This window comes from Sphingopyxis sp. MWB1, assembly GCF_000763945.1.
Classification (GTDB): Bacteria; Pseudomonadota; Alphaproteobacteria; order Sphingomonadales; family Sphingomonadaceae; genus Sphingopyxis.
In genome coordinates this window covers 2,198,791-2,211,692 of sequence record NZ_JQFJ01000002.1, presented here as the reverse complement: position 1 = coordinate 2,211,692, position 12,902 = coordinate 2,198,791, and the positions used below count along the sequence as shown (strand labels likewise).

General features: G+C 64.4%; 11 protein-coding genes and 1 riboswitch. Of the genes, 7 read left to right on the top strand and 4 right to left on the bottom strand.

From position 1 onward, the window contains the following. The first annotated feature begins 81 nt into the window (after positions 1-81). From ileS to JV18_RS0111015, 4 genes are all read left to right on the top strand, one after another. Positions 82-2,964: an isoleucine--tRNA ligase gene (gene ileS / locus JV18_RS0111030; protein WP_033074525.1), complete on the top strand. Its 2,883-nt coding sequence runs from the start codon at positions 82-84 to the stop codon at positions 2,962-2,964. Next, positions 2,961-3,482 carry a signal peptidase II gene (gene lspA, locus JV18_RS0111025; RefSeq protein ID WP_033074524.1) on the top strand — a complete coding sequence of 174 codons (522 nt, stop codon included), beginning with the start codon at positions 2,961-2,963 and terminating at the stop codon, positions 3,480-3,482. The genes ileS and lspA overlap by 4 nt, the downstream gene beginning before the upstream one ends. A 60-nt stretch (positions 3,483-3,542) precedes the next feature. Beyond that, entirely contained in the window at positions 3,543-3,962 is a 420-nt protein-coding gene (locus tag JV18_RS0111020; RefSeq protein ID WP_033074523.1) for a DUF3035 domain-containing protein, read from the top strand. Positions 3,963-4,292: 330 nt separating this feature from the next. Further along, positions 4,293-4,970 carry a hypothetical protein gene (locus JV18_RS0111015; RefSeq protein WP_033074522.1) on the top strand — a complete coding sequence of 226 codons (678 nt, stop codon included), beginning with the start codon at positions 4,293-4,295 and terminating at the stop codon, positions 4,968-4,970. A gap of 9 nt (positions 4,971-4,979) precedes the next feature. On the opposite strand, the gene dxs is transcribed toward JV18_RS0111015, so the two are convergent. The 3 genes from dxs to JV18_RS0111000 form a co-directional block, all read right to left on the bottom strand. Then, complete coding sequence (dxs, locus tag JV18_RS0111010; protein ID WP_033074521.1) at positions 4,980-6,908, bottom strand: 1-deoxy-D-xylulose-5-phosphate synthase; 1,929 nt, start codon at positions 6,906-6,908, stop codon at positions 4,980-4,982. Positions 6,909-6,979: 71 nt separating this feature from the next. Then, positions 6,980-7,231: a hypothetical protein gene (locus tag JV18_RS0111005; protein WP_033074520.1), complete on the bottom strand. Its 252-nt coding sequence runs from the start codon at positions 7,229-7,231 to the stop codon at positions 6,980-6,982. 93 nt (positions 7,232-7,324) lie between these two features. Beyond that, positions 7,325-8,215 carry a LysR substrate-binding domain-containing protein gene (locus JV18_RS0111000; protein ID WP_033074519.1) on the bottom strand — a complete coding sequence of 297 codons (891 nt, stop codon included), beginning with the start codon at positions 8,213-8,215 and terminating at the stop codon, positions 7,325-7,327. Positions 8,216-8,322: 107 nt separating this feature from the next. Between JV18_RS0111000 and JV18_RS0110995 the strand changes: the two genes are divergently transcribed. The 3 genes from JV18_RS0110995 to JV18_RS0110985 are packed head-to-tail and all read left to right on the top strand — an operon-like array spanning position 8,323 to position 10,054. Beyond that, complete coding sequence (locus tag JV18_RS0110995) at positions 8,323-8,955, top strand: pyridoxamine 5'-phosphate oxidase family protein (protein WP_052071919.1); 633 nt, start codon at positions 8,323-8,325, stop codon at positions 8,953-8,955. After that, entirely contained in the window at positions 8,952-9,563 is a 612-nt protein-coding gene (locus JV18_RS0110990) for a glutathione S-transferase family protein (protein ID WP_033074518.1), read from the top strand. The genes JV18_RS0110995 and JV18_RS0110990 overlap by 4 nt, the downstream gene beginning before the upstream one ends. 14 nt (positions 9,564-9,577) lie before the next feature. Next, the gene (locus JV18_RS0110985) at positions 9,578-10,054 is read left to right on the top strand and encodes a nuclear transport factor 2 family protein (RefSeq protein ID WP_033075272.1); all 477 of its coding nucleotides are present in this window, start codon (positions 9,578-9,580) and stop codon (positions 10,052-10,054) included. 57 nt (positions 10,055-10,111) lie between these two features. Here JV18_RS0110985 and JV18_RS0110980 read toward each other — a convergent pair whose 3' ends face one another. Beyond that, positions 10,112-12,454 (bottom strand): TonB-dependent receptor, encoded by a 2,343-nt coding sequence (locus tag JV18_RS0110980; protein ID WP_443027780.1) that lies wholly within the window; start codon positions 12,452-12,454, stop codon positions 10,112-10,114. A gap of 277 nt (positions 12,455-12,731) precedes the next feature. Next, a riboswitch (TPP riboswitch) is annotated at positions 12,732-12,843 on the top strand. Positions 12,844-12,902 lie beyond the last annotated feature (59 nt).

Below are 12,902 nucleotides of genomic sequence, written 5' to 3'. Positions count from 1 at the left end.
TTCGCCACCGCGAACGGATACAGGGCCGCGGCACGAGAGGATAGTTTGCTCCCGCCCAAAACTGCGCTAAGCGCGCCGACCATGACCGATACGCCCGCAACCGATCCGCGCGATTACCGCGACACCGTCTTCCTGCCCAAAACCGACTTTCCGATGAAGGCCGGCCTGCCGCAGAAGGAACCGGCGATTCTCGCCAAATGGATCGAAAGCGATCTGGAAAAGCAGATTCGCGAAAGCCGCAAGGGCCGCGAGCAATTCATCCTTCACGATGGCCCGCCCTATGCCAATGGCGACATGCATATCGGCCATGCGCTCAACCATATATTGAAGGACATGGTCGTCCGCACCCAGACGCTAAAGGGCAAGGACGCGCCTTACGTCCCCGGCTGGGACTGTCACGGCCTGCCCATCGAGTGGAAGGTCGAGGAAAAATATCGCAAGAAAAAGCGCAACAAGGACGAGGTTCCGGTCGAGGAGTTTCGCGCCGAATGCCGCGCCTATGCGCAGGAATGGGTGAATGTTCAGCGCGAACAGCTCAAACGCCTTGGCATCGGCGGCGACTGGGACAATCCCTATCTGACGATGGATTTCGACGCCGAGGCGACCATCGTCACCGAATTGCTCAAATTCGCCGAATCCGGCCAACTCTATCGCGGCGCCAAGCCGGTGATGTGGTCCCCGGTCGAAAAAACCGCCCTCGCCGAAGCCGAGGTCGAATATGAGGATATTGTTTCGACCCAGATCGACGTGGCGTTCGAGATTGTCGACTCACCCATCGAGGAACTCAAAGGCGCATACGCGGTCATCTGGACGACGACGCCGTGGACGATCCCAGTCAATCAGGCGCTCGCTTATGGGCCGGAGGTTGAATATATCATCATGCAGGCAGGCAAGCATCGCTTGCTGGTTGCACAAGAACTTTGGAATGATTCAGCGCAGCGGATCGGCAATACGCCGTGGCTGAGCGAAGGCGAGGGGTGGACGGTAACTTGGACCGGCAAAGGCTCCGACCTCGCCGGCACCGTCGCCCGCCACCCGATGCACCATCTCGGCGGCTTCTACGCCCGCCCCCGCCCCTTCCTGCCCGGCGATTTCGTCACCACCGACAGCGGCACCGGCCTTGTCCATATGGCGCCCGACCATGGCGAGGATGATTTCGAGCTGTGCAAGGCGCATGGGATCGAGCCGCAATTTGCGGTGATGAACGATGGCCGCTACCGCGACGATTGGGGCTGGCTCGGCGGCGATGACGAACGCCGCATGTCCGTGATCAACCCCAAGTTCAATGCCCCCGAAGGCCCCATCTGTTCCGACCTTAGGCAAGCCGGTGCGCTGCTCGCCGCCAGCGCCGATTACAAGCACAGCTATCCGCATAGCTGGCGGTCGAAGGCCAAGGTCATCTATCGCTGCACCCCGCAATGGTTTGTGCCGATGGACAAGCCTGTCACGACGGGCATCTCGACTTCGCTCGATGCGAACGGAGAAGAACAGGGCGCGGCCCAGACTCTCCGCCAAACCGCGATGCAGGCGATTGCCGACACGCGCTTTGTCCCCGCAAAGGGCCGCAACCGCATCGGCTCGATGGTCGAAGGGCGCCCCGACTGGGTGCTGTCGCGCCAGCGCGCCTGGGGGGTGCCGATCACCCTGTTCGTTCACCGCCAGACCGGCCAATATCTGGTCGATCCCGCGGTCAACGCGCGCATCATCGCCGCGGTCAAGCAAGGCGGCGTCGACGCGTGGAGCGACGCGCGCGCGCAGGAATATTTCGGCGATCAATATGACGCCGCCGATTATGAGCGCATCACCGACATTCTTGACGTCTGGTTCGATTCGGGCTGCACCCATGCCTTTGTGCTCGAAAGCGGCAAATGGCCCGCGCTCGTCCGCCGCGACGGGGGCACCCACAGCGCCGACCTCTATCTCGAAGGGTCGGACCAGCATCGCGGCTGGTTCCAGTCCTCGCTGCTCGAAAGCTGCGCGACGCGCGGGCAAGCGCCTTATAAGGCGGTGCTGACCCATGGCTTCACCATGGATGCCAAGGGCATGAAAATGTCCAAATCGCTCGGCAACACGATCAGCCCGCTGAAGGTCATGGAAACGAGCGGCGCCGATATCATCCGCCTGTGGGCGCTGTCGGTCGATTTCACCGAAGATCACCGCATCGGCGATGAAATTTTGAAGGGCGTCGCCGACCAGTATCGCAAGCTTCGCAACACCTTCCGCTATATGCTCGGCGCGCTCGAAGGCTTTGGCGAAGAAGAGCGCGTCACCGACATTGCAGCCATGCCGGAGCTGGAGCGCTATATGCTCTCGCTCCTCGCCGATCTCGATGCCCGCCTGTCGCGCGCGGTCGATGATTTCGACTTCAACGCCTATACCCGCGCGCTCGCCGATTTCTGCAACGAGGATCTGTCGGCCTTTTACTTCGATATCCGCAAGGACCGGCTTTACTGCGACGTCAATCCGGCGAGCGGTTATCAGACCGCCGAACGCGCCGCCTATCGCAGCGTGCTCGACACGCTGTTCCACGCCCTCGTCCGCTATGCCGCGCCGGTGCTGGTGTTCACGGCAGAGGAAGTGTGGGGCACACGCTATCCCGATGGCGGCAGTGTCCATCTGCTCGAATGGCCCGACGTTGACGCGGGCTGGCGCGATCCCGCGCTTGCCGCCCGCTGGAACGCGGTGCGCGAACAGCGCGAAGCCGTGACCGAGGCGATCGAGCCCTATCGCCGCGAAAAGACGATCCGGTCGAGTCTGGAAGCCGAAGTGACCATCGCCGATCCCGCGCTGGGCACCGCGGCGCTGGAGGAAATCTTCATCGTCTCGGCGGTGCGCGCGGGCGAGAGCCTTGCCGTCATCCGCACCGACAATCACAAATGCGGCCGTTGCTGGCGCCATTTGCCCGAAGTTTCGGAAGACGGCGCTTTATGCAATCGCTGCACCCATGTATTGGATGCCGCATGACCCAGTCGCGTTCGCCCTATCTTCGCTTTGGCCTGCTCGTTGCCGCCTTCGCCTTCATCCTCGATCAGGTGGCCAAATGGGTCATCATCGTGCCCCTGGGGCTGGAGGCAAAAAGGGTGATCGAGCTTGTCCCGATCTTCAACCTGACCTGGGCGGAAAATTGCGGCATTTCGCTGTCGATGTTCGCCAGCTGTACCGACACGACGCGCTGGACGCTGGTCGCGGTTACCGCGCTCGTCGCCGGGCTGGTGGCGGTGTGGATGAGCCGGGAACAGGCCAAGGGCGATGTCGTCGCGCTCGCGCTGATATTGGGCGGCGCGCTCGGCAATATCGTCGACCGGGTCCGCCATGGCTTTGTCGTCGATTATGCCGATCTGCACTTTGGCGATTTCCGCCCCTTCATGATCTTTAACGTCGCCGATGCCTGCATCACCATTGGCGTGCTTTTGCTGGTTGCGCGCGCGCTGCTCTTGGGCGAAAAGACGCCCCCGGCGGACAAAAGCGCCGCAAGCCATTAAGCCTACGACCCCACGCTATGTTCATTGCGCAGTCATGGGGCGTATAGGAGAGTTTAACACGTGAACCGGACCAAGATCATCCTCGCCGCCTCGCTCGCCGCCGTCTCGCTGTCGGCATGCGGGTCGAACAATTTGTTCAGCCGCGACCGGCCCGATGAATTTGCCGTGTCGCGTCAGGCACCGCTCGTCGTGCCGCCCGATTATTCGCTGACCCCGCCCGCGCCCGGATCGGCGATCCCCGGCGGCGAATCGACCGCGGAGCAGACGCTTCGTGCGCTCTTCGGCGGCCCCGCCCCGCGCAGCGCGACCGAAAGCGCGATCATCGGTCAGGCCGATGGCGACCGCGCCGACCCCGGCGTGCGCAGCGATGTCGGCAGCCCCCAGACGCAGGTTGTCGATAAAGGCCTCGTCGTCCGCGACATCCTCGCCGCCCCCCAGGGCGACGGCCGCGACGCCAGCGCCGCCATTCCGGGGGCATAAGCCGCCCTTTCACACCCGGCACTTAGGGGGCAATCAGCCCCCTGCTCGCGAAACAACAAATGGCGCTGTCCTGCTGGGGGTGGCGCCATTTTTTCGCGCAACGGCGCAAGGGCGCAAAAAGAAGCGGAGGCCGCGAAGCGGCTATATTGTGTCTGCAGCGGGTTGGCGCCGCCTTGAAAGAGAAATGGGCCTGTGGCCCCACCGTCCTCTTTGCGCCTTTGCGCGAACCCCATCCGGATAAACACGCACCAAATCCGCCACGCCGACCGGTTGCAATAATCACTCCGCTTGTTAGCCTCCCGCCCGTCACGAAGCAGGGGGGTGCGGGGGATGACGGATGCGCGGGACAACGAGGCAGGCGGCAACGGCTTTATCGCCTGGGTCAAATGGGTCGCGGGCTGGCCGCTCTGGTCCAATTGTTTTTTCCTCATCTGCGTCGCCGGGGTGATCGGCGGCTTTCTGTCCGACGCGGCGGCATGGGTCGCCAAGACGCCCTCGGGACAGGGGCTGCTCTTGTGGGAGAAAATCGGGCTGGGCTTTGCTGCCGCCGGCATCGGCACCACGGTGGTCGCCAACAGCCGGCGCGAGGACAAGTTGCCCTTTTTCTTTCTCGCGCTGCTGTGCGCGATCAGCTTTCCGTCGGTCATCAGCGCCTCGCTGCAGAAAAAAGCCGCCGAGGCCGCCGAGGCAGAGGTGCGGAGCGCGGGCCGCAGCGCCGCCGCCGCCGACGGCTCGGGCGCGCTCATCCCGCTGGTCGATGCGCTCGACAATAGCGAACCCGCACAGCTTTCCGCCGAAACCAAGGCGGAGTTTCAGCAGGATGTCGGCACCGCGCTACAGAAAAACACCGCCAAGGCCGCCGAGCTCGCGCCCAATTCGCCCGAACGCTCGATGATCGAGCGCAACATCCGGCTCGTCGAAGAATCGGCGAAGGAAAAAGGCTATCGCGGTATCGCCAGCGCCGCCGAAGCCTCGCTCGAAAGCCTCACCGCCGCCGCCAGCGAATAAGCGCTTTCATCAGGCCCGCTGCCCGGCCTCCGCGACCCCGGCGCTATTATGGCGCAGCGCTTTCAGCACACAATCGACGATCTGCGGCGCATTCAGCCCGGCGGCGTCATATTGCGCCTCGGGCTTGTCCTGATCCTGGAACTGGTCGGGCAGGCGCATCGTGCGAAGCTTCAGCCCCGCGTCGATCAGCCCGGCGTCGCTCGCCAGCGTCAGCACATGCGCGCCCAGCCCGCCGATGCTGCCTTCCTCGATCGTCACGCACACTTCATGTCCGCTGAGCGTCTTGCGGATCAGTTCCTCGTCGAGCGGCTTGGCAAAGCGCAGGTCGATGACGCTGGTCGAAAGCCCGCGCGCTTCCAGCGTGTCGGCGGCCTTCAGCGCCTCGGCCAACCTTGTGCCCAGCGACAGGATCGCGACCGTCTTGCCCGCGCGCACGATGCGGCCCTTGCCGATCTCCAGCTTTTGCGGCACCTCGGGCAGCGGCACGCCCGTCCCGCTGCCGCGCGGATAGCGGAACGCAATCGGCCCATCATCATATTCGGCCGCCGTATAGGTCATATGGACCAGCTCGGCCTCGTCCGCCGCCGCCATCACCACCATATTGGGCAGCGTCGCCAGATAGGTGATGTCGAACGATCCCGCATGGGTCGAACCATCGGCCCCAACCAGCCCCGCGCGGTCGATCGCAAAGCGCACGGGCAGATTCTGGATCGCCACATCATGCACCACCTGATCATAGGCGCGCTGGAGAAATGTCGAATAAATGGCGGCAAAGGGCCGCATTCCCTGCGCCGCGAGTCCGGCGGCAAAGGTCACCGCATGCTGTTCGGCGATGCCAACGTCAAAGGTGCGGTCGGGATGCGCCTTGGCAAATTTGTCCACGCCCGTCCCCGACGGCATAGCGGCGGTGATCGCGACGATCCGCTTGTCGGTTTCAGCCAGCTTCGCCAGCGTTTCGCCGAACACATTCTGATAGGCGGGCGGGCCCGGCGGCGCCTTCGCCTGCTGACCCGTGATGACGTCAAATTTCTGGACGCCATGATATTTGTCCGCCGCCGCTTCGGCGGGGGCATAGCCATGCCCCTTTTTGGTGACGGCATGGATCAGCACCGGGCCATGGTCGCTGTCGCGCACATTTTCCAGCACCGGGATCAGATGTTCGAGATTATGCCCGTCGATGGGACCGACATAATAAAAGCCCAGCTCCTCGAACAAGGTGCCGCCCATCGCCATGCCGCGCGCATATTCGTCGGTCTTGCGCGCCGCCTTGTGCAGCGGCTGCGGCAATTTGCGCGCAAAACGCCGCGCAATCTCGCGAAATTCCAGAAAGGGTCGCGAGGAAACGAGCCGCGCGAGATAGGCGCTCAGCCCCCCGACCGGCGGTGCGATCGACATGTCATTGTCGTTCAGGATCACGACCAGCCGGTTGCCCGCCTGCTTCGCATTGTTCATCGCCTCATAGGCCATGCCCGCCGACATCGACCCGTCGCCGATCACCGCAATGGCGCGCCCCGGCGCATCATTCAGCTTGTTGGCGACGGCAAAGCCCAGCGCCGCGCTGATCGAGGTCGAGCTGTGCGCTGCGCCAAAGGGGTCATATTCGCTCTCGGCGCGCTTCGTGAAGCCTGACAGGCCGCCGCCCTGGCGCAGGGTGCGGATACGGTCCCGCCGCCCGGTGATGATCTTGTGCGGATAGCATTGATGCCCCACGTCCCAGATCAGCTTGTCGTCGGGCGTGTTGAACACATAATGGATCGCGACCGTCAGCTCGACGACCCCCAGCCCGCTGCCCAGATGCCCGCCCGTGGTGCCAACCGCCGAGATCATCTCGGCGCGCAGCTCGTCGGCGAGCTGGCAGAGCTGTTCGGGTTTCAGCTTGCGGAGGTCGGCGGGGACATCCACCGTGTCGAGCAGCGGCGTATGCGGAACATCAGTCATCACGCCGTCATAATGGGTGGCGCCGATAGTGTCGAATGAAAAGGGTTTCCGGCGCGCCGCGCGAGCGGCAACTAGGCCTCCCCGCCATCCTCTTCCTGCGCGCGCTTCGCGCTTTCGAGCTTCGCGCTTTCCACCTGGGCATAAAGACCGCGCACCATCAGGTCGGTGAAGACCAGCATCACCCCGATCATGCCCAGCAGCAGCGCGGCCGCCGCCACGGGAAAGGGCCCGATGCTCTCCACCATCCCGCGCCGCATCGCCACCGCGAGCGCCCCCGCCGCGAGCATCAGCGCATAGCCCGCAAGGCGCGGCGCGCGGCTCATTGCGGCACCGGGGCGCGGACGAGGAGGATCATTCGGCACATCATGCGCGCGCGATGGCCCGAAACCGCACCGACTGCAAGCACCGAGCGGCCTTTACGCCAGCCGCGCACGGCGCGCCTCTTCCTTCATCGCATCGAGAAACAATCGCACCGCAGGCAGCGCGGAGCGCGAGCTGTCGAACAACAGATGGACGGGCAGCGCGGGCGGCTGCTCGTCGGGCATCAGCGCGATCAACCGCCCCGCCTGCACCGCATCGGCAAGCTGATAGCTCAGCAGATTGACGATGCCCAATCCCGCCTCCGCCGCCGCGAGCGCGGCCTCGACGCTGTTGAGGGTCAGCCGCGCCTGCCCCTCGATCCGGTGGCGACCGCGCGCAAATTGCCATTCGCGCGTCACCCGCGGCCCCATCGACCCGATCAGCTGGTGCCGGTCCAGATCGGCGATGCATTCGGGGGCGCCATGGCGCGCGAGATAGGCGGGGCTGGCGGCGAGCATCTGCCGCACCGACCCGATCCGCACCGCTTTCAGGCTCGAATCGGACAGGGCGCCGATCCGCACCGCCACGTCGATCCCTTCCTCGACAATGCGGACATTGCGATCGATCAGCATCATCCGCACCGTCAGCTCGGCATGGCGCGCCAGCATCGCCTGCACCACGGGCAGCACATGCAGCCGGCCGAACATCACCGGCGCGGTCAGGTGAAGCTGCCCGCGCGGGGTGGCCTCGCCGCCGCGCGCCGCGCGCTCGGCATCAGCCAGATCGGCCAATATGCGCCGGGCCTCGACCAGAAAGGCGGCGCCCGCATCGGTCAGCGCGACCGCGCGCGTCGAGCGATGGAATAATCGCGTCCCTAGCCGCGCCTCCAGCGCCGCAATCGCGCGCGTCACCGCGGGCGGCGAGCTGCCCAGCTTGCGCGCCGCCGCGGCAAAGCCCCCCTCGCCCGCCACCGCGACAAAAATTTCCAGCGCCCGCAGCCGATCCATTATTATTCCACTTATCGGAATAGATTGGCCAATTTTTCGCATATTATCCCGGCAGGAACAATGGCGTAGATCCCGCCCGACCGAAGCATTTTCATCGGGAGGCGCTTGTGGCGCGCAACTATCTTCGTACCATCTTCACCGACGCCGCCCGCGCGCGGCAGGAAACGCATGGTTCGCGCGCCTCCTATGCGCGGATGGAGGCCGATGCCGACGGGACGCCCGATGCGCTGACCGGCAAGGAAATTTCCTTCATCGCGGCGCGCGACAGCTTTTATATCGCCAGCGTCACCCCGCATGGCTGGCCCTATATGCAACATCGCGGCGGCCCGCCCGGATTTCTCCGTCACCTCGATGCCAACCGCATCGGCTTCGCCGATTTTTCGGGGAACCGGCAATATATCAGCACCGCAAACCTCGCCGAAAATCCGCGCGTCGCGCTCTTTCTGATGGATTATGCCAATCGGCGCCGGCTCAAGCTGCTCGGCCATGCGAGCATTGTCGAGGCGGCTGACGATCCCGCCGCCGTCACCGCTCTGATGCCGCCCGATTATCGCGCGACGCCCGAACGCGGCTTTTTCATCGAGGTGATCGGCTGGGAATGGAACTGCTCCCAGCACATCACCCCGCGCTTTACCGAGGCCGAGATGATGGAGGCGATCCGCCCGCTCGCCGCCGAACTCAACCAGCTTCGCGCCCGCCTCGGCATCGAGACGCCCTCAAGCACAGGAGAAGAAACATGATCCGCCTTTACGGGACGCCCTTGTCGGGCAACGCACACAAGGTCCGCCTCGCCCTCACCTTTCTGGGGTTTGAGGAAAAAACGGCTTGGGAAGAGGTGCCGACCGATGCCGCTATCCGCGCCTCGTCCGATTATCGCGCGCTCAACCCGATGGGCCAGATACCGCTTTATCGCGAGGATGATTTCACCCTGCGCGACAGCCAGGCGATACTCGCCTATCTCGCCGCGCGTCACCGTCCCGGCGATTGGGACGGGCGCGATCCGCAGGAGCGTGGCGAAATCAACGTCTGGCTCTCGCACGCCGCCAATGAAATTCAGAACGGCCCCGCTGCGCTCCGCCTCGAGCGGCTGTTCGATGCCCCCATCGACCAGGCGCAAGCGCTCGCGATCACCGAAAAATTCCTGCCGGTGATCGACGCGCATCTGGCCCAACGGCACTGGCTGGTCGGCGACCGGCTCACCATCGCCGACATGGCCGCCAGCCCCTATCTCGCGCTGATCGGCGACGCGGGGCTCGACCCCGCCCGCTGGCCGCATGTCGCCGCCTGGACGCGCCGCATCGCCGCCCTTCCGGGCTTCCGCGCCATGCCGGGGTGGGACGCGGCATGACCAGGGGCAACGACATGGCCCGCCCACCGCTGCCGCCCTTCACCGCCGAAACTGCCGCGCAGAAAGTGCGGCTTGCCGAAGATGCGTGGAACAGCCGCGATCCCGAACGGGTCGCGCTTGCCTATACGCCCGACAGCCGCTGGCGAAACCGCGACCTGTTCCTGACGGGGCGCAAGGCCATCATCCGTTTCCTTACCGACAAATGGGCGCGCGAGCAGGACTATCGGCTGATCAAGGGCCTGTGGACCTTCGCCGGGCATCGCATCGCGGTGCGCTTCGCCTATGAATGGCATGACGCGACAGGCCAATGGTGGCGCAGTTATGGCAATGAAAATTGGCAGTTCGACGAACATGGCCTGATGGAAAGGCGCATCGCCAGCATCAATGATCTGGCCATTGCCGAAAGCGAACGGCGGCTCCATTGGCCGCGCGACAAAAAGGGCGGCCGCCGCCCGGACGACCATGCCGATCTGGAGGCGCTCGGCCTCTGACCGATGTGTCCCCGCTTTCGCGGGGACACAGGCCTGCCCCTGGATCAGCGCCTTCGTTCAGAAGCGCGCGACCAGCTGTACGCCGTAAAGCCGCGGTTCGGCGGGGATGAAGGTCGGAATGCCAAAGGCGCCGCCGGTATTGCCCGCGTCGAGCAGATAATCCTCATCGGTCGCATTGCGGACAAAACCCGCAATTTCGAACCGCTCGTCGGCAAAGCTAAACCCGGCGCGCGCATTGACGAGCGTAACCGCATCCTGGCTGATCTCGGCCTTGTTCGGCACTTCAAAGAAGATGCGGCTGCGATAGGTGATGCTGGGCGTCGCGAAAAAGCGCATGCCGCCGCCCAGCGGCGCGTCGATGGTGAAGCCTGCCGCGGCCTGCCATTCGGGTTGCAGGCGGAAACGCTGACCCGCGAACACGCCATTGACCTCCTTGTCGTCGATGCCGCCGTCGATATAGCCGACATTGCCGAACAGCTTCAGCCACGGGCTGACCGCGACGCTCGCCTCGGCTTCGACCCCCAGATTGCTCGCCGTGCCTGCGCTCTGGGTGATCGTCGTCCCGTCGGGCTGGCGCACCGAGACCTGGAAATTATCATATTTCTGGTAATAGACGCCCAGCGATCCCGCAAAACCGCCGCGCGCGAGCTTCAGCCCGACCTCATAGTTCCAGACATTTTCCGATGCGACCGGGTTGATATTGGCCACCGGACCGCTCGCCGTGCGGCGCGCGCTCAGGCTGACCGTCGGCGAACGCCGCCCTTTCGACACGGTGGCAAAGGCATTCACCCCGTCACCCATGCGATAGAGGATGTTGAAACGCGGCAGAAAGGCCTGGAAGCTGTCTTCCGACCAGAAAGTCTCGCCGCCCGTATCGACCTGTCCGGGGATCAGCGACGGGCCGCCGGTCAGCACCGATCCCGGCACCTCGGCATGATAGCCCGAGCGGCGCTTTTCGATCAGCGCGCGAATGCCCGCGGTCACTTCCAGCGCGTCGCTGGCGATCCACGTCCCGTCGGCGAACACCGAATAGCTCTGGTTCTTGCCGATATTGGCGAAGTTCGATTGATAGGGGATCACCGTCGCCGCGCCGCCCGTCAAAATGCCCGTCGCCGCCGCCGCCGCGACGCTGCCGTCGGGCGCAATGCAGGGCAGGTTCGGGATCAGCCGCGCGGCACATTGCAGGAAAATCCCCTCTTCGCTCGAAAAGGGCACCGCCTGCGACCCGCTTTCGATAAAGGCGTTCCAGCCGAACGAGCCGCGAAACCCCGCGCTGTCATAGGAAAAGCGCGTTTCATGGTTGAACTGATGCCCCTTGGCATCTTCGGCAAATTCCAGATACCAGGCAGCGCTGCCGTCGGCGTCGAAAATCTCCAGCGAGTCAAATTCGCGATAGGCGTTGATCATGCTGATCGTCCAATCGTCGGCGACGTCCCAGCCCAGCGTCAGATTGGCGTCATAGACATCGCGCGTCAGCCCCAGCTTCGCCTGCCCCAGCGCCTCCTTTGACAAGGGCGAACCGCCCAGCGCCGCATCGCCAAAGGGATTGGCGGGGCCCGACGCGGTCGGATATGTGCCCGAAATAAAGGGCGTGCCGCTGTTGCGCTGGCGGTCATAGGTCAGGATCAGGTCGGCGGTGAAACGCTCGCTCGGCGTCAGGCGCAGCGAGCCGCGCGCGCCCAGCTGATCCTGCGCATAAAGATCATCCTGATCGGGCGCGAGATTGCGGACATAGCCATCGCGCTTTTTCCATTCAAAGGCGACGCGCCCCGCGACCTTCTCCGACCCCAGATTAAGGTGCCCGCCAAGCACGGTCGCATCAAAATTGCCATAGCTCGCATTGACCTCGCCCGAAAAGCCGGGCTTGGGCCGCGCCGAAATGATGCTGATCGCGCCGACCGCCGATGCGGTGCCGAACAGCGTCGCCTGCGGCCCCTTGATCACCTCGATCCGGTCGACGTCGTAGATCGCCTGATAGGAACCGCGCGAGCGCGAAATATCGGTGCCATTATAATAAAGCGTGACGCGCGGCGCCTGCTGCGCCGAACCGCTGTCCGACGTGATGCCGCGGATGACGACGCCGGGATTGTTCGCGCTCTGCTCCTGAATGTTGAGCCCCGGAACATAGTTGGACAGTTCATCCAGATCGCTGACCCCCAGCGCGCGCATCGCCTCGCCGCTGTTTGCCGAAATGGTGATCGGCACGTCGATCGCCCGCTGCTCGATCTTTTGCGCGGTAACGACGATATCGCCGCCGCTCGCGCTGCCCTCGGCCATCGGCGCGGCGGCGTCGGCCGCGTCCGCACCATTCGCCTCGGCAAAGGCCAGCGCGGGAGTCGATGTAGCGGCAAGCAGCATGGCAAGCGAAAAGCGCGGCAGGTTGCGCGGCATATTCTTCATGACGAGGGGAGACCTTCCTGTTGACCCTGTTGAATGTCGGCGGACCGTTCCGCGCGACCGGCGCGCCTGTGACACGGCCCTTCTACGGGGCCTTGAACGCGGTTCGCCTGCGCGCTCTTTGACGAGGAGGCGCGTCAGAGCAATGACCAAGTCATTGCAATATCATGACAATTTCATGCGATATTAATGGCGCCTCCTCCCGCCCCCTCCGCTGGTCGCGCGCCGTGCAACAGGCGACGCACAGCGATGGACAGCGCGCCCGCAAAGGACTACACCCGTCCAATCCCCGGGGAGCCTGACGCGCAATCGCAGGTTGAGAGCGGAATAGACCGCGACCCGTCGAACCTGATCCCGGTAATACGGGCGGAGGGAGGGTCGGCATTCCGCGCCAGCTTTCAAAGGGCCGGAAATCCCATCTTCGCTCCGCAAGCTATTTGGAGCGACTGCA

Excerpts from the sequence above, each read along its gene's own strand:
- ileS (WP_033074525.1), top strand. The coding sequence starts at position 82 with ATGACCGATACGCCCGCAACCGATCCGCGCGATTACCGCGACACCGTC.
- lspA (WP_033074524.1), top strand. The coding sequence starts at position 2,961 with ATGACCCAGTCGCGTTCGCCCTATCTTCGCTTTGGCCTGCTCGTTGCC.
- JV18_RS0111015 (WP_033074522.1), top strand. The coding sequence starts at position 4,293 with ATGACGGATGCGCGGGACAACGAGGCAGGCGGCAACGGCTTTATCGCC.
- dxs (WP_033074521.1), bottom strand. The coding sequence starts at position 6,908 with ATGACTGATGTTCCGCATACGCCGCTGCTCGACACGGTGGATGTCCCC.
- JV18_RS0111005 (WP_033074520.1), bottom strand. The coding sequence starts at position 7,231 with ATGAGCCGCGCGCCGCGCCTTGCGGGCTATGCGCTGATGCTCGCGGCG.
- JV18_RS0111000 (WP_033074519.1), bottom strand. The coding sequence starts at position 8,215 with ATGGATCGGCTGCGGGCGCTGGAAATTTTTGTCGCGGTGGCGGGCGAG.
- JV18_RS0110990 (WP_033074518.1), top strand. The coding sequence starts at position 8,952 with ATGATCCGCCTTTACGGGACGCCCTTGTCGGGCAACGCACACAAGGTC.
- JV18_RS0110985 (WP_033075272.1), top strand. The coding sequence starts at position 9,578 with ATGGCCCGCCCACCGCTGCCGCCCTTCACCGCCGAAACTGCCGCGCAG.
- JV18_RS0110980 (WP_443027780.1), bottom strand. The coding sequence starts at position 12,454 with ATGAAGAATATGCCGCGCAACCTGCCGCGCTTTTCGCTTGCCATGCTG.